At 68.4% G+C, this 21,545-nt stretch carries 20 protein-coding genes; 11 read left to right on the top strand and 9 right to left on the bottom strand.

All coding sequences use genetic code 11. From position 1 onward, the window contains the following. Positions 1-91 precede the first annotated feature (91 nt). A complete protein-coding gene (locus VGJ96_04405) occupies positions 92-691 on the top strand; it encodes a hypothetical protein (protein ID HEY3286347.1) in 600 nt (199 codons plus the stop codon). A gap of 97 nt (positions 692-788) precedes the next feature. Here the strand turns inward: VGJ96_04405 and VGJ96_04410 are convergent, their stop codons facing one another. Then, a complete protein-coding gene (locus tag VGJ96_04410; protein HEY3286348.1) occupies positions 789-1,433 on the bottom strand; it encodes a cation transporter in 645 nt (214 codons plus the stop codon). Between the two features lie 94 nt (positions 1,434-1,527). Here VGJ96_04410 and VGJ96_04415 point away from each other — a divergent pair, with 94 nt between their 5' ends. Continuing rightward, positions 1,528-3,108: a hypothetical protein gene (locus VGJ96_04415; protein ID HEY3286349.1), complete on the top strand. Its 1,581-nt coding sequence runs from the start codon at positions 1,528-1,530 to the stop codon at positions 3,106-3,108. Here VGJ96_04415 and VGJ96_04420 read toward each other — a convergent pair. The 8 genes from VGJ96_04420 to VGJ96_04455 all read right to left on the bottom strand — a co-directional run bounded on the left by VGJ96_04420 (position 3,105) and on the right by VGJ96_04455 (position 12,688). Then, entirely contained in the window at positions 3,105-4,025 is a 921-nt protein-coding gene (locus VGJ96_04420) for a hypothetical protein (GenBank protein HEY3286350.1), read from the bottom strand. The two genes, VGJ96_04415 and VGJ96_04420, sit on opposite strands and share 4 nt — an antisense overlap. Before the next feature lie 140 nt (positions 4,026-4,165). Next, positions 4,166-6,211, bottom strand: a complete 2,046-nt coding sequence (locus VGJ96_04425) for a M1 family metallopeptidase (protein ID HEY3286351.1) — start codon at positions 6,209-6,211, stop codon at positions 4,166-4,168. 46 nt (positions 6,212-6,257) lie between these two features. Further along, positions 6,258-6,428 (bottom strand): hypothetical protein, encoded by a 171-nt coding sequence (locus VGJ96_04430; protein ID HEY3286352.1) that lies wholly within the window; start codon positions 6,426-6,428, stop codon positions 6,258-6,260. A 124-nt stretch (positions 6,429-6,552) separates the two neighbouring features. Beyond that, on the bottom strand, positions 6,553-7,230 hold the full coding sequence (locus tag VGJ96_04435; GenBank protein ID HEY3286353.1) for a hypothetical protein: 678 nt from the start codon (positions 7,228-7,230) through the stop codon (positions 6,553-6,555). Beyond that, positions 7,230-8,312, bottom strand: a complete 1,083-nt coding sequence (locus VGJ96_04440; GenBank protein HEY3286354.1) for a cobalamin-dependent protein — start codon at positions 8,310-8,312, stop codon at positions 7,230-7,232. Before VGJ96_04440 ends, VGJ96_04435 begins: the two co-directional genes overlap by 1 nt. A gap of 114 nt (positions 8,313-8,426) precedes the next feature. Beyond that, positions 8,427-9,260, bottom strand: a complete 834-nt coding sequence (locus VGJ96_04445) for an amidohydrolase (GenBank protein HEY3286355.1) — start codon at positions 9,258-9,260, stop codon at positions 8,427-8,429. Continuing rightward, a complete protein-coding gene (locus tag VGJ96_04450) occupies positions 9,261-11,570 on the bottom strand; it encodes a PAS domain-containing protein (protein ID HEY3286356.1) in 2,310 nt (769 codons plus the stop codon). It abuts the gene before it with no gap. After that, entirely contained in the window at positions 11,567-12,688 is a 1,122-nt protein-coding gene (locus tag VGJ96_04455; protein ID HEY3286357.1) for a pyridoxal phosphate-dependent aminotransferase, read from the bottom strand. Before VGJ96_04455 ends, VGJ96_04450 begins: the two co-directional genes overlap by 4 nt. 157 nt (positions 12,689-12,845) lie before the next feature. Here VGJ96_04455 and VGJ96_04460 point away from each other — a divergent pair, with 157 nt between their 5' ends. The 9 genes from VGJ96_04460 (at position 12,846) to VGJ96_04500 (ending at position 21,540) form a co-directional block, all read left to right on the top strand. Next, the gene (locus VGJ96_04460; GenBank protein ID HEY3286358.1) at positions 12,846-13,583 is read left to right on the top strand and encodes a DUF481 domain-containing protein; all 738 of its coding nucleotides are present in this window, start codon (positions 12,846-12,848) and stop codon (positions 13,581-13,583) included. A 63-nt stretch (positions 13,584-13,646) separates the two neighbouring features. After that, a complete protein-coding gene (locus VGJ96_04465; GenBank protein HEY3286359.1) occupies positions 13,647-14,891 on the top strand; it encodes an ABC transporter permease in 1,245 nt (414 codons plus the stop codon). A gap of 5 nt (positions 14,892-14,896) precedes the next feature. Next, a complete protein-coding gene (locus VGJ96_04470) occupies positions 14,897-16,168 on the top strand; it encodes an ABC transporter permease (GenBank protein HEY3286360.1) in 1,272 nt (423 codons plus the stop codon). Between the two features lie 136 nt (positions 16,169-16,304). Beyond that, positions 16,305-17,093: a hypothetical protein gene (locus tag VGJ96_04475; GenBank protein ID HEY3286361.1), complete on the top strand. Its 789-nt coding sequence runs from the start codon at positions 16,305-16,307 to the stop codon at positions 17,091-17,093. Positions 17,094-17,289: 196 nt separating this feature from the next. Further along, positions 17,290-18,441: an ABC transporter permease gene (locus tag VGJ96_04480; protein HEY3286362.1), complete on the top strand. Its 1,152-nt coding sequence runs from the start codon at positions 17,290-17,292 to the stop codon at positions 18,439-18,441. Continuing rightward, positions 18,438-19,283: an ATP-binding cassette domain-containing protein gene (locus VGJ96_04485; protein HEY3286363.1), complete on the top strand. Its 846-nt coding sequence runs from the start codon at positions 18,438-18,440 to the stop codon at positions 19,281-19,283. Before VGJ96_04480 ends, VGJ96_04485 begins: the two co-directional genes overlap by 4 nt. 2 nt (positions 19,284-19,285) lie before the next feature. Continuing rightward, positions 19,286-20,269 carry an MlaD family protein gene (locus VGJ96_04490; protein HEY3286364.1) on the top strand — a complete coding sequence of 328 codons (984 nt, stop codon included), beginning with the start codon at positions 19,286-19,288 and terminating at the stop codon, positions 20,267-20,269. Next, positions 20,269-21,048 carry an ABC-type transport auxiliary lipoprotein family protein gene (locus VGJ96_04495; protein HEY3286365.1) on the top strand — a complete coding sequence of 260 codons (780 nt, stop codon included), beginning with the start codon at positions 20,269-20,271 and terminating at the stop codon, positions 21,046-21,048. The genes VGJ96_04490 and VGJ96_04495 overlap by 1 nt, the downstream gene beginning before the upstream one ends. Before the next feature lie 81 nt (positions 21,049-21,129). Then, on the top strand, positions 21,130-21,540 hold the full coding sequence (locus tag VGJ96_04500) for a hypothetical protein (protein ID HEY3286366.1): 411 nt from the start codon (positions 21,130-21,132) through the stop codon (positions 21,538-21,540). Positions 21,541-21,545: the final 5 nt, after the last annotated feature.

Genomic DNA, 21,545 nt, shown 5'->3' on the forward strand with positions numbered 1-21,545 from the left:
TTCAGTACGGGTCCGGCGTTCCCCACCGTCTTGGCGCGCGTGGGCGCGCCCGTGCGGGATGCGTCGCGGTACCCGGCATCGGGAGGAATCCATGTCGAATCGTTCAGTGTTCGCGGCCTTCGCCGTCCTGCTCCTGGCGGCCCCGGCCACCCTCCGGGCGCAGGAGGAGGACATTGACTTCGTGAAGGCGCGGCGGGAGTTCGTCGCCGGACAGCCTCGCGCCGCCGCCAATACGCTCGTGCTCGCCAGCCTTGGCGTCCGCCAACAGGTGGGGCGCTGCCGAGATGAAACGGTGGGGACCGAGTTGCTGAATTCAGAGAGCAATCTCGAGAAACTCGCGGGCGACCTGCGCAATGGCAGCCTCAAGGACGTCAAGGTCCTCGACGCACAGCTCACCAAGATCGATCGCAACCTTGCGCGCCATCACCTGCTCCTCGTGAAGGCGGTGCTGCAGCGGCCGCGCGCGGACAATATCCCGCCGACGGCCCGCGACCTGGATCGTCTCGCGTACCACTATGAGCGGTCGTTCACGCTCAACGGCAAGAAGCCGAACGCCGAGCAGGCGCAGGCGATCGCCGACGCGCAGAAGCTCGGGAAGGACATCGAAGCGACGAACGCCATTCCGGCGACGGCCGCCGCGGTGGTGGCGTCCATCGAGAAGCAGCTGCTGGCGGAGCCCGCGGCGCCGTAAGCGCTCGCGGCCACCCGGCGATGGGCGCCGGGCGATGGACCAACGCCGGGCTCGCGCGAACTCGCGCCGGCCCGGCGTTTGGCATCACTCCCCTCGCTCAGTCGTGACAGCAGTCGGTGCAGGGCGGCTCGCCGCGCAACCCTTCGAAACCTTCCTTGGCGATGATCGGCACCATGGCCAGCGCGGCCACGGGGTCGGCCCACCACCAGCCGAGCACCGCGTTCAGCAGCAGCCCCGCGAGCAGGATCACCGACAGCCACATGCAGAGCGAAGTTTGCGTGGCTTCCGCGGTCAGGGCCCGGCTCCCCAGCGCAATGCCCACGCGCCGCTTGGCGCGCGCGAGCAGCGGCATGATGAGCACGGACGCGGCGGCCAGCGCGATGCCGACGGGGCTCTCGCTCGGCGCTTCGCGCTGCCAGAGCGCGAGGCCGGCATCCACCAGTACATAGAGCGCGAGCGCCATGAACAGGGCGCCGATGAGGCGGTGCGCCGTGCGCTCGGCCCGATCCCGCCGCGCGTGATCGGCGTCGGCCCCGAGTCGCCACAGGGCGATGCACGAGGCGGTGAGTTCGATGCCGCTGTCGATGCCGAATCCGATCAGCGCCACCGAGCCGGCCGCCGTGCCCGCGGCGATGGCCACCACGCCCTCGAGACTGTTGTAGCCCAGCGTGGCAAGGTTCAGCCGACGGCTGCGGGAGACGAGTTCCGCGCGGGTGTCAGTGGTCAGAAGGGTGGCGCCCATGCGCTGAAAGCTACCTACGGAGCATCCGCCATAACCAGTACAGCAGGACGCGAAATGGTGGCGGGTCCGCGCCGGCGCCCGCCATCTTAGTCGCATGTCCACTTCGCCTCACCCGACGGGGTTCGCGCCGCTGACCCGCTCCGGCGCCGTCGCCAGCTTGCTGCTGGCCGCCACCGTCTCGCTGGCTGCGCAGCAGTTGCCGCCCATCACCTTCACGATCCGCGTCCCAGATCCTGCCTCGCATCTCGCGCGCATCGAAGCTCGCATTCCGGCGCGTGGCAAGGACACCCTCGAACTGATGATGCCCGTCTGGTCCCCCGGGTTCTATCGCGTCGAGGACTATGCGGGCAAGGTGCAAGACTTCGCGGCCATTGGTCGCCGCGGAGCGCCGCTCGCGGTCGCGCATCCGCAGCCGAACCGGTGGCGGGTGGCGACGGGAGGCGCCCGCGAAGTGACGGTGACCTACACGCTGCTCTGTGCCAGCCGTTCCGTGACAACCAACTGGGTCGGCGACGATCTTGGCGTCTTCAATGGCAGCGCCACGTACATCACGCTTGCCGAGCGGGCACGGCGCCCGCACGAGGTGCGCCTCGAATTGCCACCGCAGTGGACGGCGTCGGCGACGGCGCTCGCACGGGTTCGACCCGGCGTGGCGAATCAATACCGGGCGGACGACTACGATACGCTCAACGATTCGCCCATCGTCGCGGGATCGCTGTCAACACACGAATTCACCGTGGCCGGCAGCCGGCATGTGCTCGTCGATGCCGGCAATATCGCGGGCTGGGACGGTGAGCTCGCGGCCCGGAACATTCGGCAGTTCGTGCGCGCGGATTCGGCGCTGTGGGGATCCCTGCCCTTCCGGCGTTACGTCTTCCTGAACCTGTTCCGGCCGGGTGGCGGCGGCCTCGAGCACCTCAACTCGACGCTGCTCACCTCGCGCGTCAGTCCGGACGCGCCGGGTGGCAACCTGCGCTGGCTGAATTTCGTGAGCCACGAGTACTTCCACGCGTTCAACGTGAAGCGCCTGCGCCCGGTGGAACTCGGCCCGTTCGACTACGAGCATCCGCCGAGCACCGAGAGCCTGTGGATTTCGGAGGGACTCACCTCGTACTACGGTGAACTGCTCGTGGCGCGCGCCGGCCTCGGCTCACCCGGCGACTTTCTGGCGACGCTCTCGTCGCACATCCGCAGCGTGCAGCGCTCACCCGGGCGGCTGCGGCAGACACTCGCGCAGTCGTCGCAGCAGGTCTGGACGGCCGGCACGTCGGGCGTCGGGCAGGATCCGGCCACCACGGTGAGCTACTACGACAAGGGACCGATTGTCGGTTTCCTGCTCGACGCGCACATCCGTCGATCCAGCCGCGGCGCCCGGAGTCTCGACGACGTGATGCGGCAGGCGTACGCAGAGTACTCGGGCGCGCGGGGCTTCACGCATGACGAATTCGTGGCCGTCGCCGAGTCGGTCGCCGGACACTCGCTGCGCGAGTTCTTCCGTCGCGCGGTCTTCTCCACGGAGGAGCTCGACTACGCCGAGGCGCTCGAGTGGTTCGGACTTCGTTTTGTGACGGCTGATGCCGTTCGCGAGTGGCAACTGGAGCCGCTCCCCGAGGCGACGCCGGAACAGCGGGCGCACCTGACAGCGCTTGTTGCCGTGACGATCGGAGATCGCTAGCAGGCGCGGCCGGCCACGAACCAGCAGCTGGCTTGGGGCGATGCCTTCATGAAGTCGAGGAGCATCGCCCCGACCTTTTGCCGGGCGCCGGTGCCGGGGTGCGTGTTGTCCGTGGCAAAGTCCGATGGCACCCACGTGAGGCCGTCCGACCGCGGCGTCGCGCCGTTGGCCCACAGGTAAGGTCCCCACGCCAGCCACGGCGCCACGATGCCAGGGCGCAAGTCGCCGGCGCGCGCATCAGGAACCCCATCCGTCCCCTGCTTGATCTGCGCCTCGATGAGCCATTTGACGGCGTAGCCCGTCTCGTACGCGAACGGCTCCGGATTCAGCGTGCCGGATTGCGCGTACCCCGCGTAGATGCGGCTGGAGAGGAAGACCATCTGCAGGTTCGGATAGCGCACCTTCAGCGTGCGCACGAGCTTGCCGAGGCCCGTGACGATCGCGTACGCGTCCGCATTCGCCGCCGGCAGCGAGACGCTCGGTCCGGGCGTGGCCTGCTTGAGCCAGACGGCCTGCACCTGCGCCTCGGTGACGCCGAGGGCGGCGAGGCGCTGGTCGCGCACGGTGGCATAGGTGGCGTCGGTCGGCTCATCCCAGTTGACGATGACCATTCCGCCCTGCGCGCCATCCGCGAGCACCACGCGCGCCCGGTTGAACGACGGATCGGCGAGCGCCTGCCCCACAAACGAGAAGGACTGGCACGCGGTGGGCCCGCCACCGCAGTACTCCTGCGTGGTGTTGGACATGCCGACGGAGAGCAGGACGATCTTGCCGTTGGCGTCGGGCTGCCCCGCGGCGTTGAGCGGCCGGATGTTCCGCGCGAACGTGGCGCCGAGCGCGGCATGCACGCTCGGCATCGTGTTCGCGCCATTCGGATACAGTCCGCCCTGGAAGCCGCGATAGGTGCGCGCGCCCAAGTCAGTGAGAGGTACCTTCGCAGTGTCTGGCAGGAGCGAAGTGTCGGGACCGGACGGCGAGGTGGAGGAGGTGCAGGTCGCCAGGACCGCGACAACTCCCGGCAGCAGGACGAAGCGGACGCGCCGCGCCGACCGAACCGCTACTCGCACCGCGGCCGTCCGAATCCGGGTGGACCGCCCGCGGCCGGCGCCGCCTGCACCGTCGGCTTGGGCCACGTGTTGTCGGACGGATCGCGATCCGGGAACCGGCAGTACGGATCGAGCGTGATCTTCTCGATGGGGCGCGGTCCGAAGTCGAGCACAGCATTGAACGTGCGATTGCCGTTGAACCAGACGTCCACCGGCCACGTCACCACGGCGGTCGTGCCGTCGGTCATCACCGCGTTCTTCATCGGCCGGATGTCCGGCCCTTCCGCCGCGAATTTCACGCGCAGCACCACCGGCGACGGCATCTGGCCGTCCTGCCGCACGGTCACCGTCGTCGTGCCGTGGGCGCTGCGCACCCCGGTAATCGATCCGTCCACCGATTCCGTCGTGAACAGCCAGTAGTACCAGAACCAGCCCAGCTCCTTCTTGAGCGCGCGGCTCATCAAGAAGGCGTAGTCCCACGGCGCGGGATGCTTGAACAGCCAGGCCTTGGCGAACTCGCTCTGCGCGCGCCAGACCGCGGTGTCGCCCACGAGGCCGCCGAGCATCGAGAGCATCAGCGGCGCCTTGCTGTACGCCTGGAAGCGATACATCGGGCCGCCGTAGTTGGCGTCCCACATCAGCGGCGCCTCGGTCTCGTCGCCGCTGGTGCGCCCGTACGACTGCCCCAGCCCGTCGAGGTTCGCGGCCTGCCGGTTGCGATCCGCGCCGGAGAGGATGTTCATGTACTGGTTGAACCCCTCATCCATGAAGCCGTACCACGTCTCATTGTTGCCGACCATCATCGGCCACCACTGATGGCCCGTCTCATGATCGGCGGCGCCGGCGGCCGACCCGATGAACATCGGGAACTCCATTCCCGTGTCCGGACCGTCGGTAAGCGTGAGCTGCGGGAACTCGTACGGAATCCACAGCTTCGAGTAGAACTCCAGGGCATGCTTGGCCAGCGGACCGGCCTGCACGTACTGCGGGGCGTGGCCCGGCTCGTAGAACAGATGGACCGGGATCACGCCCTTGCCCGGAATCGTCGCGCGCGTGACGTCCCAGACGAAACGATCGGAGCTCGACCAGGCGAAATCGCTCACGAGGTCGGCGACCCAGTGCCAGGTGAGCCGCGTGCCATCGGCGGTGGACTTTCCGGGGCCGCGTTCCGCGGCGGTGACCACCGGCCGGATGCTGTCGGACTCGAGCGCGTGCGACAACCGCTCGCGGGCCGTGGGCGTCAGCACCTCGGCGGGGTTCTGCAGCAAACCCGTGGCGGCCACCAGCCATCCGGCGGGCGCATCGATGGTGACGTCGAAGTGGCCGAAGTTGTTGTAGAACTCTGACGGGCCCAGATACGGGTCGGTGTCCCAGCCTCTCAGGTCGTCGTAGACCGCGACGCGCGGGTACCACTCGGCCACCTGCACCAGGCTGTCGCCCCACGCGCCCATGCGCAGGCCGCGTCCGTTCTCCGCGTTGGGCGCCTTGAAGTTCCACTCCGCCTCGAGCGTCGCCGTGCTGCGCGGCGCGATGGGCGTGGGGAGCGTGATGCGCGCGGAGGTCGTGTTCATTCCCGTGGCCGCGAGCCGCACCGGCGGCGGCGCCCCCTGCGCGCCCGGCCCGCCTGGACGCCGCTGCGGCGCCGGCGGGTTGAGATCCACCGTCTCGCCGTTGAAGGTGATGCGCGTGACGCGCATGCCGTCGGTGATCTCGGGGACCGTCTGCGCCCGCGCGACGTTGGCGGCGTAGATGTTCTGGTCGAGGCGCAGCTGGATGCTGCGCATCGCCGAGTCGCTGTTGTTGTGGATGACCACCGTCTCGCGGCCGCTGATCCGCATGGCGGGCACATCCAACCGCGCCTGAATGGTGTAGTCCACGCGCGTCTGCCAGTAGCTCTTTCCGGGCCGGCCCGTGGAATCACGCGTTCCGGCGGCGAAGGCGCGTCGGATCATGTTGGTCAGCGGAATGTCGCGCCGGATGGCGCGCGTCGGCGCCTGCGCGGTGGCGGCCAGCGGGAGGACGAGCGCGGTGAACGCGAGCAGCCGGGTTGCGCGCATGCGGAGATCCTGTTGAAGGTGGCGCCGCGATCACGCGGCACTTCTGTTACGCGCCGCGGTGCCCCGACGTTTTGGGCAGGTGTGCCTTCGGCACGGGCGGCGGCGCCGGATGCGCGGCCAGCGGCGGCGGCGGCTGGTCCTTGTCCGCCTTGGGGAGTCGCGTCTGCGTCTTGTGCGACGCGAAATCGGGAACCTTGGTGTTGTGCTTCTTTGACATAGAGAGGCCCTCCGTGTCCTCTGGGCGGGGAAGTCGCTCGGAGCGAGCGCCGCATCGTCCTGTATGATTCTCTCGCGCATCACACAGGTGCGCAATGCCGCGGAGTCGTACGAACCCCGTCGCTCTACGGTTGCCTGGGGAACACCGTGTCCAGGTGCCGCATCTGATCCTCGTAGCACGCCGGGCAGATCCCGTGGCTGAACACCACGTCCGAATGGTCGGTGACGTAATGCTCGACCTGCTGCCAGGCGTCGTCGCTCGTTCTTACCTTCTTGCAGTACGAGCAGATCGAGAGGATCCCTTCGAGCCGTGAGACGCGGTCGAGCGTCGCCTGCAGTTCCGCCTTCTGGAGCGTGAGTGTCTGGTTGAGCTGCTGCAGCACGAGGTTGGCTTGCGCGAGGTCGCGCTGCGCGCCCGCGTAGTCCCGGTTGAGCATCAGCACGACCTCATTGAGCCGCGTGAGCTCCTCGATGTCATGCTCCGCGATGATGCGCAGCTCCCGTCCCGCGCGAGTGACCACGCCGCGCAGTGAACAGGTGCGCCCCTGGAAATCGCCGATGGTCAACAGGCCGCGATAGACGTCGCCAGCATCACTGGCGGCCGTCCCCGCGGCCGTCCCGGCGAGCGTCTCGAACGTCGGCTGCAGAAAGCAGTGGGCGACGTTGGCGCCGGGATGGCCGTCCGACGCCGGCTCGATCAATCGCCGGAAGCCCGCTTTCGCCCACCGCAGCGTGCCGTCTTCGTCGACGTTCGCCACCGCGACCGCGGTCAGCGACTCCAGCTCAGGAAAAGGGTGATCCATCACGATACGCCACCCACCATTGCCTCGGCGCGCTCGAGCGCCGCCCGGGCGTCAACGCCGACCGCATCCGCGTGCACTCGCTCGGCAATAGGTGCGAAGTTGTTGATCGCAAGCCCGCCCACGATCACGCCGGGACGCCGCAGGCCAAGGCGCGCGTCGAGCTGCGCGATGACGTCGCGAACCACCGGCAGCTGTTGCGCAAACGAGACCGACAGGCCGAGCAGGTGGGGCTGCCATTCGATGACCTGGCCGATGAGCGCCGGCGTCGGCACGTTTGGCCCGAGATAGCGCACGTCCCATCCGCCCAGCAGAAAGGCATCCGCGACAATGCGCAGTCCGATGGCGTGGTCGTTGCCCGCGACGCAGGCCAGCAGCACCTTCTTGCCGTTCGCGGCACGCGGCGACGCCTGCAGCAGGGCGATGGTCATCACCGACTGCACGATGGCGCTCGCCATGTGCTCCTGAGCGACGGACACTTCGTTTGCCTGCCAGCGCTCCCCGATGCGATACAGCGCCGACTGGATGACGTGGAGCTCGACGTCGACCAGCGAACGCCCGTCATTCATGCAGCGTAGCACGACCGCGAGCGCGTCCTGCTGGCTGCCGGCCAGGAGGGCGGCCTCGAATTCCCGCGCTTCAGGCCACGCCTCCCGCGTCATGCGCGGCGCCGGTGGCGCGGCGCCGGCATCCATAAATTCTCCGCGCGCCGCCCGCAGCGCCGTGACGACCACCGCGGCATCGGCTGCGTTCAACCGTTCCGCAAAGAACTCGGCCAGCCACTCGAGCGACAGCGGCAGATGCTCGGCGGGGACGCCGCGCGCCGCCAGCACGCTGGCCAGCCAGCGCAGGTAGTCCACCATCGGTTGCAGCAGCCCGAACTCGAGGACGGGGCGCAGGAACTCCAGGTGGAAAGCCAGGTCCTCGCGCGTCGCCTCCCGGCCGCGCGCGCCGAAGCGCTCGAGCGCCTTCGGGAAGGTCGCATAGAACCGCTCCGCGACGGCGTTCACCGCGTCGGACCTCAGCGCATGGAAGCGCTCGAGACCCGACTGGTCAAGCAACCGCCGTTCGGAGCCGGTGGACACGGAGCGTCTCACAGTGGGAGAGGCATGCTGCACTACGGTCCTGCGCAGGGAATCTCGGCGGCGGTGTGCGCGCCCGCAATGCCGCGCACCCGGGGAGAGACCCGCTGGCGCGTTCTATCGATCGTCCAGGAAGAACCCGTCCGCGTCGAGATGCGCCGGGAACCGCCGCCGGTGCTCCCGCAGCCGCTCCAGCGACAGCACCGCCTTCGCGGTCTGCGCCGTCGCGTCGCATTCCACGAGGGTTTGCCCCACCGGATCGGCGGCAATCGATCCCCCTTGGTACGGATGGCCATTGCCGTCCGTGCCGGTGCGGTTCACGCCCACCACGTAGCAGAGGTTTTCCATCGCCCGCGCGCGCAGCAACGTGCGCCACGCCTCGTGGCGCGCCGCCGGCCAATTGGCGACGTAGAGCAGAAGATCATATTCGAGTTCGTCGCCCCGCGTTGGGTCGGGGCGGTTGCGCGCAAAGACCGGGAAGCGCAGGTCGTAGCAGACCATTGGGCAGATGCGCCAGCCGTGAAATTCCACGATGAGCCGCCCGCGGCCCGCCGCGTACCACTGCTGCTCGCGCGCCATGCGGAACAGGTGCCGCTTGTCGTAGTGGCGCACCGCGCCGTCTGGTGTCGCGAACAGCAGGCGGTTGAAAACGGCCTCGCCGTCGCGGATCTGCACGCTCGCGGTCACGGCCGCGTCACGCGCGCGCGCCAAATCCCGCATCCAGGCGACCGTCTCACCCTCCATCGTTTCGGCCCGCGACACGGCGTCGTTGGAGAAACCGGTGGTGAAGGTCTCCGGCAGCACGATCAGCTGTGGATCGTTGCCGACATCCGTAGCAGCCGCGGCCCCCGCCGCGCCGAGCATCCGCTCCACTTGCGCGCGGTTTGCCGCTGGATCGTGCCAGCGCGTGTCGGGTTGCACCAGCGTCACGCGCAGATCGGGCTCGCTCATCTAGACTCCGTCCAGCGCGCTGCGTACGGTCGCGAGCAGCGTGCGGGTGTCGAACGGTTTCTGCAGGAATTTCGCCCCGTGCTGAAACGCGCCACGGCTGGCAAAGACGTCCGCCGCGTGTCCCGACATGAAGACGGGTCGAAGGGTGGGGAGCAGTTCCAGCAACGCCGCCGCCAGGTCGCGTCCATTCATGACCGGCATCACCAAGTCGGCGAGCAACAGGTGCACCGCCCCCGGATGTTCACTGGCAATCCGCAGCGCCTCCACCGGTCCGCTCGCGGCGAGCACCTCGTAGCCCTCGTTCTGGAGCACGCGCTGGGCCAGCCGAAGCAGCGCGGGCTCGTCCTCGACCACGAGGATGGTCTCGTGACCGCGTGACACCGGGACCGCGGGCTCGACGGGCCGCCTGGGCGGCACTTCACCTTCAAAGCGCGGCAGGTAGATGGCAAACACCGCCCCCGCGCCCGGCTCGCTCTCGACGGTGATGAAGCCCTCGTTCTGCCGCACGGCGCCGTAGACCGAGGCCAGCCCGAGCCCGGTTCCTTCGCCGAGCGCCTTGGTCGTGAAGAACGGCTCGAAGATGCGCGCGCGCGTCGCCTCATCCATTCCGCGGCCCGTATCGCGGACGGAGAGGCAGACGTACTCACCGGGCGCCGCGTCCACGTGCGCCTCGCAGAACGCGGCATCCACCGAACAATTGCCGGTGGCAATCGTCACGTGGCCCACGTCGGCGATTGCGTGGCGCGCGTTCAGGGCGAGGTTGGTCAGGATGCTGGCCACTTGCGTCGGATCCACCTTCACCGGCCAGACGGAGTCCGCTGGCTCGAACGTGACGTCGACGCTCTCCCCCAGCAGCCGCTGCAGCATGCGCATCTCGCCGGCAACGGTATCGTTGAGGTCGAGCACCACCGGGTCGGCGTGCTGCCGCCGTGCAAACGCCAGCAACTGGCGCGTCAGCGCGGCCGACCGCTCCGCCGACTTCCGGATTTCGACGAGTTCTTCGTAGAGGGGATCGCTGGGGGCCACCTTCATCAGCGCCAGCTCCGCCGACGCGAGGATCACGCCGAGCATGTTGTTGAAGTCGTGTGCGACGCCGCCCGCCAGGCGGCCCACCGACTCCATTCTCTGGATCTGCTCCACCTGGGCCTGCAGCCGGAGCCGCGCATCCTCCTCGCGCTTGCGGTCGGTGACATCCTGCACGGTCGAGATCATCAGGTCCTGCTCCGGCAGCGGGATGTTGCTCGCCGAGATCACGCGCTGCTCGCCACTGGCGGTCGTGATCGGGATGTCCTCCCAGTGCATCCGGTCGATGTCCCCGGACATGAGGTCTGCCATGATCCGCGTCCGCATCTGCTCGCGGAAGATCGGATCGCGGTAGACCTTCTCGAAGAAGTCGTCGACGCCTTCGATGCTCCCCGGCTCCACCCCGTAGGTGCGCTCGAACTTCGTGCCGATGTAGAGCTGCCGCCCCGTGGAGATCTCATTGACGGCGAGTCCGAGCGGCAGGTGCTCCAGCAGCGTCTCCACGAAGCGGCTGCGCCGGCGCAACTCCTCCTCGGCCCGCCGTTGCCGGCTGACGTCGCGGATCACCAGGAACTGCACGGGCCGGCCGCCGAGCGTGGTCGGGACCACGCTCACGTCCACGGCGGTGCTGCCGCCGTCGAGCCGCCGCAGGGTGAGCGGCCGCGGTGCGGCCGGTCCATCCTCAGCGGACGGGCTGCGCATCAACGCCTGCACGTCGTCCCACGACTCCGGGACAAAGCGATCGCGCAGCGGATGACCGATCAGCTCGGCCTTGCCCGCCGCCCCAGACATCCGCAGGGCCATCGCGTTCGCGTAGGTGACCTCCCCCTCGTCCACGATGAACACACAATTCGGGGCCAGTTCGACGACGGCCCGAAAGCGCTCCTCGCTTTCCCGCAGGTTCTCCGTGATGCGCCGCATCGCGGTGATGTCGCGGCGCGTCACCACGACGCCCAGTATCTCCCCGTCCGTGCCGCGGAGCGGCCACGCGCTGGAGAGCATCACCCGCTCGGGATCCACCGCCACCGGCAGCTCAAGGTCGCTGAAGCTCTCGCCCTGCTCGGTGACGCGGCGCAGGAGCGGCTCGATAATCGCCCAGACGTCGGGGCGCACGATCTCGCGCACGGATCGGCCGAGATGGGCGTCGGACGGCAGCCCGTTGGCCGCGGCGGCCGGGGCATTGATGCGCACGTAGCGGAGGTCGCGATCGAGCACGGCGATGCCCAGCGGACTCATGCCCATCAGGCTGTCGAGGATCACCTCGTCCAGACGATCCGCAGGGGTCATATGCGCTCCAGTCGCTCGATGGCGGCGTCGAGCGTCGACGCGTGCTTCGCGAAACAGAGCCGCACGATGCGCTGCGCCGGCGGAGACGCGGCATAGAAGGGCGAGAGCGGGATGGACGTGACGCCGTGCGTGGTGCACAGCCAATGCGCAAACGCCGCGTCGCCCAGGTCCGAGACGGCCGAATAGTCCACGAGTTGAAAGTAGCTGCCGCCCACCGGCAGCGCGCGCAGCCGGGTGCGTCCCAGCTGGGCGCGGAAGCGGTCGCGCTTGGCCTGGTAGAACGCGCTTAGTGACGCGTGATGCTCGGGATGCTCGCGCAGCATCCCCGCGAAGGCCCACTGCGCCGGCGTGGACGTGGCAAACGTGTTGTACTGGTGCACCTTCCGAAACTCGGTGGTGAGCGCCGGCGGGGCGACGCAATACCCCACCTTCCACCCCGTGCAGTGATACGTCTTGCCGAACGAGGAGACGACGAAGGCGCGCGCGGCCAGCTCCGGCGTGCGCAGCACGCTCTCGTGACGCCGGTCATCGAAGACGATGTGCTCATACACCTCGTCGGAGATGACCACGAGGTCGTGCCGGTCGGCGAGCTCCGCCAACTGGCGCACGTCGTCGTTCGACCAGACGGCCCCGGACGGATTGTGCGGCGAGTTGACGATGACCAGGCGCGTACGCGGCGTCACGGCGGCGGCGATCGCGTCCCAGTCCGGCGCGAAGTCGGTGCCGCGCAGCGGGACGTGCACGCAGCGGCCGCCGGCCAGCACGACGCCCGGTTCGTAGCTGTCGTAGCTCGGATCGAGGACGATGGCCTCGTCTCCGGGGTGGATCACGGCAAGGATAGCGTTGAAGATCGCTTCCGTGGCGCCGCTCGTGACCGTCACCTCGGTGCCGGGATCGACGCGACATCCGTAGATGGCCTCGGTCTTGTCCGCGATTGCCTCGCGCAGCGTCGGGAGCCCGGTCATCGGCGCGTACTGGTTGTTGCCGTCTCGAACGGCACGCGCCAGCAGCTCCGCGAGCGACTCGGGGATGTCGAAGTCCGGGAACCCCTGTCCCAGGTTGACCGCGCCGGTCTCCGCGGCCAGTTGCGACATCACGGTGAAGATCGTGGTGCCCACGGCGGGTAAGCGGGAGGAACGCACTGGCATGCGAGGAAAGATAGGGGCGCGACCAGTATGCAGCATAAATCGCGCCGCAGCCACACACCGGCCCATTTGCGCGTCGTGCGGATTATAATTGGGCGTCGCCTTTCATCAGAGAAACAGGACTCCGCCGTTGCGCACCCCCTCCGCCATCGCCGTGGTTGCCTTGCTCTGGGCCGGAACCGCACCCGCCCAGGAAAAGCCCGCCTCGATCCCGCCCATCTGGGCCGGCTCGTTCGGCGCCGGTCTCGCTATCACGAGCGGCAACAGCAACACGTCAAACTGGAACATCTCGTTCAAGGCGAAGCGCGAGCCCGCCACCGGGTTGATCCTCTCCGCCGACGGTCTGCTGATCCGCGGGACGAAGGACGGCGAGCTGAGCACGGACAAGAGCCTGCTCAACTCGCGGACGGAACTGCGGTTCGCCAACAAGTCGTACGTCTTTGCCCAGACGGCGTACCTGCGCGACACCTTCAAGTCCATCGACTACTTCTTCGCACCGACCGCCGGGCTGAGCTACAAGTTCTACAACGAGGCCACCGGCACCTTCTCCGTGGACGCCAGCGTCGGCGCATCGTGGGAGAAGAACCCCGAGAAGCCGGTGAAAAGCCGCTCGGCAATGGCGTTCGGCGAGAAGTTCACCCGCGCGCTGTCCAAGAACGCCGCCGTCACGCACGGCTTCGCGGGCAACGTCGTGGCGAACGACATGAACAACGGGCTGTACACGGCGAGCGTCGGCCTGGCGGCGTCGGTGACGACGCGGACGCAGATGAAGGTCGAGGTGCTCGATACGTACCGCACCACGCCGCCGCTCGCCACCATCGACAAGAGCGACGTCTCCACCGTGATGTCGTTCGTCGTCAAGTTCTAGGGCGCACCTCCCCCCGGCACCGCCCCGGCAACAAATGCCGCCCCCCGTCCGTTAGGTTTGGAGATGCCCCTCTTCGAGGCCATTCGCCTCGCCCTCCAGACCATTCGCGTGCAGAAGCTCAAGAGCTTCTTCACCGCGCTTGGCGTCTGCATTGGCGTGATGTTCCTCATCACCGTCGTCTCCATCGTCGACGGGATGGGGCGGTACATGGAGACGCAGCTCGTCGGCAAGCTCATCGCCATCAACTCCTTCGAGCTGCGCCATCGCCCGAACATCAACATCGGCGACGTGGACCGCGAGACGTGGATGGAGTACAACCGCCGTCCGCGGATCCTCGAAAGCGACGTGGAACCGGTCGTCGAGGCGCTGCCCGACGGCGCCCTCTGGGCGATGTACTCCGAGGGGAGCGTGCGCGTCGAGTCACCGTACTCGCGTCCCCGCGCGGCCGACGTCACCGCCATCGACGGCCAGTACTTCCAGATCAAGCGGCTGGACGTCACCGACGGCCGCAGCTTCTCGCCGAGTGAAATCACCACCGGCGCCGAAGTGGTGATCATCGGACCGGACCTCGTGAAGCGCCTCTTCCCGACCGTCAACCCGATTGACCGCCAGGTGAAGATGGGCGGCCGGCTGTACACCGTGGTCGGCGTGGGCGAGTCGCGCGGCAGCGCCTTCGGCATGTCGTTCGACAACTACGTCTTCGCGCCGTTCCGGTCGCCCGTGCACCGCCTGCTCAACCGGCAGCCGCACGTCATCGACGCGGTGATCGTGCAGACGCCCATCGCCGAGGCGCTGATCGACGCGCAGGAGGCGGTGCGGTCGGTGATGCGCGCCCGGCACCAGCTGCGGCCGACGCAGAAGGACAACTTCGTGCTCGAGACGTCGGACACCGCGCTCGAGTTCTGGAACAAGATCAAGCAGTACCTGGTGCTCGCCGGCGTCGCGCTCCCCGCGGTGGGGCTGGTCGTGGGCGCCATCGTCATCATGAACATCATGCTGGTGGCCGTCGCCGAGCGCACCCACGAGATTGGCATCCGGAAGGCGCTGGGCGCCAAGCGGCGCGACATCCTCATCCAGTTCCTCATCGAGTCGGCGACGCTGAGCACCTTCGGCGCCGCGATGGGCATCGCGCTCGGCGCCGCCGCCGCCGTGCTCATCCGCACGACCACCCCGATGCCCACCTACGTCGCGCCGTGGTCCATCGCCGTCGGCGTGCTGATTGGCGCGGGCGTCGGCATCATCTCGGGCGTCTACCCGGCGAGCCGCGCGTCGCTGCTCGACCCCGTGGCCGCGCTGCGGCAGGAGTGACCCGCATGCGCCTCCTCGACCGGCTGCGGATGTCCCTGGAGGGCGTGACCATCGCCCTCGACGCGATGAAGGCCAACCGCGTGCGCGCGGCGCTCACCATTCTCGGCGTCGCCGTCGGTGTCTTCGTGGTCGTGCTCATCTCGGCCATGGTGCACGGCATCAACCAGAGCGTGGCCAAGCAGTTCGAGTCGGCCGGGCCCACGACCTTCTTCGTGCAGCGCTATCCCATCGTCTTCGAGGCGTGCGACGACAGCGGCGACACCTGCAAGTGGCGCTCGAACCCCAGTCTCACCTTCGGCGAAGCCGAGGCGCTGAAGCGCGTGGAGACGGTGGGCGAAGTGCTGCTGCAACAGGGATGGGGCGCATCGGCCAAGTATCGCGACAAGCAGCTGGCCAACGTGCAGGTGGCCGGTGTCTCCGCCAACTGGCCGCAGGTGAACCCGCCCAACATGGTGGACGGGCGCGTGTTCACCGAGCAGGAATCGCGGTCGGCCACGCGCGTGGTGGTGATCAACACGACGGCCAAGGAGCGCCTGTTCGGTGAGGAGGACGCCCTCGGCAAGGAGATCACGCTGACGTCGCTGCAGGGCGCCAATCGGGGCGGGCCGTTCATGGTGGTGGGCGTCTTCAAGGACCAGGCAAGCTTCCTCTCCGGCGGCGAGCGGCCGCGGATCATCACGTCCATCTACGCGCTCAACCGCCGCCTCGGGGCCAACACGCGCTGGATGGCGTTCGTGGTGAAGCCGCTCGAGTCGGCGCGGCAGGACGTGACCATCGACGAGGTGACGGCGGCGCTGCGCGGGATGCGCGGCCTGCGGCCGAGCCGCGAGTCGAACTTCGCCATCATCACGCAGGACAAGCTGTTCGACGTGTACAACAAGGTGTTCGGGATGTTCTTCCTGGTGATGATCGCGCTCAGCAGCGTGGGGCTGCTGGTGGGCGGCGTGGGCGTGATCGCCATCATGATGATCTCGGTCACCGAGCGCACCCGCGAGATCGGGGTGCGCAAGGCCCTCGGCGCGACGAGCGGCGTGATCCTGTGGCAGTTCCTGGTGGAGGCCGTCACGCTCACCGCCACCGGGGCCGCCATCGGCCTGATCGTTGGCTGGGGCGGCTCGTTCATCATCCGGTCGTATACGCCCATCGCCTCGTCGGTGCCGCCGCTGGCGGTGGTCGCGGCGCTGGCCACGAGCGCCTTTACCGGCATCGTCTTTGGCATGCTGCCCGCGCTCAAGGCGGCGCGGCTCGATCCGGTGGTGGCGCTCCGGCACGAGTAGCGCACGCGGGGCCTGGTGACCGGGCAGCGCGACCGCGCACGGGGGGTCGAACTCCCCCACAAGGGTGTGGCGCGGGTCGGCTCCGACCCACATACTGGGAGCTTGTGAAGCTGGCCCCCCCAGACTGGAGAACCGTATGCCCCCCCGTCTCTCCGCTGTTCCAGCGTTTGTCCTTTCGTTGATGGTGCTCGCCTGCGCCAAGCAACCGGCGCCCGTCGTGGAAGCCAGCGGCGGGTGCGCCGACGCGCACAGCGCCCAGGTCTGCACCTGGTCCAAGTCCCAAGGCGACAGTCTCATCGAGGTCGGCGCGACGGTGCCGCTGGCCAGCATCGAGAATGCGCCCGCCAGCGCGCCCATGGTCTGGCCGCCGGCCGCCATCGCGACGCTGGACGTTCCCGCCGCCGCCCAGAAGTCGTCCGGGTTTACGCACTTCACCATGTACTGGGAAGCCACCGGTCATCCGCCCGGACCGTACCTCACGCCGCACTTCGACTTCCATTTCTATACCGTGGCCAATGCCGATCGCCTGGCCATCGACTGCAAGGATGAGGCGCGCCCCGCGTCGATCCCCGACGCCTACGCCCTTCCCGACATCCCGCTGCCGCCCATGATGTCGAAAATGACGGGCGTGCCGGCCCTCATCGGGATCTGCGTCCCGCAGATGGGGATGCACTCGCTGCTGCGCTCGGAGATGGAGAGCAAGGAGCTGTTCCGTGGCAGCATGGTGATCGGCTACTACCATGCCAAGCCCATCTTCATCGAGCCGATGATCACCAAGGCGATGTTGATGGAGCGGAAGTCGTTCGACCTGCCCATTCCGTCGATCCCGGGCATCGGGACCCACCCGAGCAAGTTCCACGCGGCGTTCGACGAGGCCAAGCAGGAGTACCGCTTCACGTTCTCGGGATTCGTCACGGCGAGCTGAGCGCTGCCGCATCCCTCGCCAGACGGATGCGGCGTACTTCTTTTATGCGATAGCAACCGCGCCTGCATCGGCGCACCCTTCGATAGATCCGCCGGTCGCGCCCACGTGGGCCGCGCACCGGCGGCGGACCCGGGGAGTGCATGGGCGCGGAGCAAAGACTGCAGGGCAAGGCGGCGGTGTGCGCGGCGCGGCGTTCGTGACCGCGCACGCCGCGGCGAACCTTGCGGCCGTCACGCGCCAGGGTGACGCGCTCGTGACCGCGGTGTCTGGAGTGTGGCAGCTTGAGCGCCCCACGCCGCGGTTCGCGACCCTGCTGCAGACGGCGCTCGCCGCCGGCGCGAATGGCGCTCACTCCATACGCGCCGTGGTCGTCGACGCCGTCGCGCTCGGCCCCTGGGACAGCAGTCTGCTGGTCTTCCTTCGTCAGGGCCAGGAGTACTGCGAGGCTCACCAGCTCTCGTTCGTCACCGAAGGTCTCCCTGGCCGGATCACCTCCCTGCTGGCCCTCTCCCGCGCCGTGCCGGAGCGCGCCGCGGAGCGCGCGGAGCCGGCGCCTTCGCTCGTGCAGAGGGTTGGGATCGCCGGCATCGCCGCCTGGGACGAGGGGAAGATCGCGGCGACATTCCTGGGAGAGGTAGCGCAGCACGGAGCCCAACTGCTGCGCGGACGCGGGCGCATGCGCTGGCGCGAGTTCTGGGTGGTGGTGCAGTCCAACAGTTCCGGCGCGCTCCCCATCGTGACTCTCATCGCGCTGCTGGTCGGCGTGATCATCGCCTTCCTCGGCGTCGTCGTGCTCAAGCGGTTCGGCGCGGGCTACTACGTGTCGTACCTCGTCGGCTTCGGCATCCTGCGCGAGATGGCCGCCCTGATGACGGGCATCATCATGGCCGGACGCACCGGCGCCGCGTTTGCCGCCGAGCTGGGAAGCATGAAGATCACCGAGGAGATCGACGCGCTCAGCACGCTCGGCATCTCGCCCGTCGACCACCTCGTACTGCCGCGCGTGCTCGGCCTGTTCGTGATGATGCCCCTGCTCGTGGTGTATGCCGATCTCGTCGGCATCGCCGGCGGGCTGGGGGTCGCCGTCGCGATGCTCGATCTCACGCCGACGCAGTTCGTGAGCGGCCTGCTGACCGCGGTGGTCTTCACCGATGCGGCGCTCGGCGTCTTCAAGGCCACCATCTTCGGCGCGATCATCGGCCTGGCCGGGTGCCTGAAAGGCCTGCAGGCCGGGTCCGATGCCGGCGCCGTGGGTCGCGCCGCGACGTCCGCGGTCGTCCTCGGCATCACGCTCATCATTCTCGCCAACGCCGTGGTGGACTGGCTCGCGGCGCTCCTCGTGATATGACGCACGCCACGTCTGCCCGCCGCCGCTCCGAGAGCGGCCCGCCCACCGAGCTGCGCGGCCCGCCCCTCGACGGACGCGGCCCCGACGTCGCCCCGCCCATCGACGTGCGCGCGCTGACCATGACCTACGGCCCCCGGGTCGTGATGCACGACATCAACTTCACGGTGCAGCGTGGCGAGGTGTTCGTGATCATGGGCGGCAGCGGCAGCGGCAAGAGCACACTGCTCAAGCACCTGATCGGCCTCAAGGCGCCCGCTGAGGGCACCATTCTGAGGGACGGCGACGACTTCGGCGCGGCCGATGCCAGCGCGCGCAAGACCATCCTGCGCCGCATGGGCGTGCTCTACCAGAATGGCGCGCTCTGGAGCGGGATGACACTGGCCGAGAACGTGGCGCTGCCGCTGACGGAGTTCACGACACTCGGCGCCGCGGCTATTGGCGACGTGGTGGAACTCAAGCTCGCGCTGGTCGGCCTGCGCGGCTTCGGCCAGTTCTATCCGGCCGCGATCAGCGGCGGGATGCGCAAGCGCGCCGCGCTGGCCCGCGCCATCGCGCTCGATCCGGACGTGCTGTTCTTCGACGAGCCGTCGTCGGGCCTCGACCCCGTCAGCGCCAGCCGACTCGACGACCTGATGCTCGAGATCAAGGCGAGCTTCGGCACGACCATCGTCGTGGTGACCCACGACCTGGCCAGCATCTACCGCATCGCCGACCGCGCGCTCTTTCTCGACATCGACGCCAAGACGATGACGGCGCTGGGCACTCCCGCCGCGTTGCGCGACCAGCCGCCCAATGTCGCGGTCCACCGGTTCCTCACCCGCAGCAGCGAAGGCGTCACGTGAGCATGCGCGCAAATCCCACCGCCATCGGGTCGTTCCTGATCGGCGCGATCCTCATCGCCGTCGCCGGCACCGCGATTCTGGCGGGCAACACCTGGTTCACGCACCGGACCACCTTCGTCAGCTACTTCCGCGAGACGGTGAACGGCCTCGAGGAAGGCGCGCCGGTGAAGTTCCAGGGGGCACCCGTGGGCCGCGTGACCAAGATCCTCATCCAGATCGACGAGCGCGACAAGACGTTCCAGGTGCCGGTGGAGTACGAGATCGACGTCACGAGCCTCCGCACGCAGCTCGGCACCTATGTGGACCTGTCGCAGCAGCCCGTGCTCGAGGCGCAGATCACCGACGGCCTGCGGGCGCAGCTCCAGATGGAGAGCATCGTGACCGGCATGCTCTACGTCGAGCTCACGTACAAGAAGGATGCGAAGCCGCCGGAGCTCGAGTCGCGCGCCACCAAATGGCCCGAGATTCCCACCACCCCGTCGCTGATGGCCGCCCTCGGCACGGGCGCGGGGAGCGTGGTGGCCGACGTCGTGAGCGTGCTGTTCAAGGTCAACCAGATGCTCGCCGCCATCGACATGCCCGAGATCAACGCCGCGGTCGTCGCGTCGGCCCATTCCGTGCAACGGCTGGTGGATGCGCCGGAACTCCGCGCGGCGCTCAAGGAGATGCCCGGCATGACCGCCCAGCTCACGCGCACCATGGCGCGGGTGGACACGCTCGCGGCCACGGCCAATGCGGCCATCGACCCCATGGCCACCGACCTCAAGGGCGCGACCAGGGAGATGCACGCCACACTGCAGTCGCTGCGCCGGTCGATCGACGAGACGCAGGGCCTGCTCTCCACCGACTCCGGCCTCGGATTCGAGCTGGAGGCGTCGCTCGTGAACCTGAAGAACGCGACCAATGCGCTGCGCCAGCTCATGAACGCGCTCGAGCAGAATCCCGACATGCTGCTGCGTGGCAAGAAACCGACAGGGGGAAGATGATGACGCGAACCACTGGACCGGCCACGGGCACGCTGCGCCTGATCGGCATCGGCGCCCTGATCAGTGTGGCCGGGTGCTTCTCCCTCGCGCGCCCGACGCCGCCACTCGAGGAGTACGTGCTCGGCGGCAGCGCGCGAGCGGAGGCCGCCGCGCGAGCTCGCGACACCGGGGCGGTGACCGTCGGGTTGCGACGCCTTGACCTCGCGCCGTATCTCGCCTCCACGGCGATTGTCGTGCGACATGGGTCCCGCATCGCCACGTCCGAGTTTCGCCGTTGGGGCGAAGAGCCCAGTGCCGGCATCATGCGCGCCGTCGCGGTGGCGCTCCGCGCCGAACCGGGCATTCTGGCGGTCGACGTTGCCCCGTGGCAGGTGCGAGCGCCGCACGATTACCTCATCCAGCTGCACATCTCGCACCTCGAAGGCGTCGTCGCTGAAGGATTGGCAGCGACCGCGGGCGAGGTGCAGGTAATGGCGTCGTGGGAGATCGTCCGGGCGGAGGACGGCGCGCTCGTGGCCCGCGGCGACACCGATCGACGCGAAGCAGAGTGGCCGGTGGGCGACTACCTCGGTCTCGTGACCCGCATTGACAAGGGACTGACGGGACTGGCCGGTGACCTTGCGGCCTGCCTCGTGCGACTCAAGCCCGCAATGCCAGCAACACCCGCTGCGCCCGCTGCACCCGCGGGGTCCGGAGCGTCCGCAACGCCGGTAGCGCCCGCGGTGCCGGTGTCTGACACGTCTGCCGTCGTGCGTCCTACCGTGTGCCGAGCGCGATGACGGGACGTGAGTTCACACCGCGTGTATAAAGTGGTATTGTGTGTACTATTTTGCTCCCCACCTGTTCCACCGGAGGTTCCAGTGTCCTCGCTCACCGCCGTATCACACCTGGGTCGACTCGCGCTGCCAGCCGCATTGCTGGTCGCGACGGGCGCCTGCGGCAGCGACTCGCTCGCGCCGTTCCAGCCGCAGATCGGCAACGCGTCCGACAACTTCCAGTTGCAGGCGACGAATGTCACGAGCGTGACGTCGACGCGGAATTACACCTGGGTGAACACGGGGACGCGCGCCACCATCAATCATTCGACGACGACGTCGATGGGCTCGACGCTGCTCGTCATCAGGGACGCGGCCGGCCTCACGGTGTACAGCAAGGCGCTGAGCGCCAGCCTGAACGAGCCCACGCTCGCGGGGCAGGCCGGCACGTGGACCATCCAGCTCGTGCTGACGGGCTACTCCGGCACGCTCAACTTCCGGGCGCAGAAGCTTTAGCGGCG

The organism is Gemmatimonadaceae bacterium (assembly GCA_036504815.1).
Taxonomy (GTDB): Bacteria; Gemmatimonadota; Gemmatimonadetes; order Gemmatimonadales; family Gemmatimonadaceae; genus PNKL01.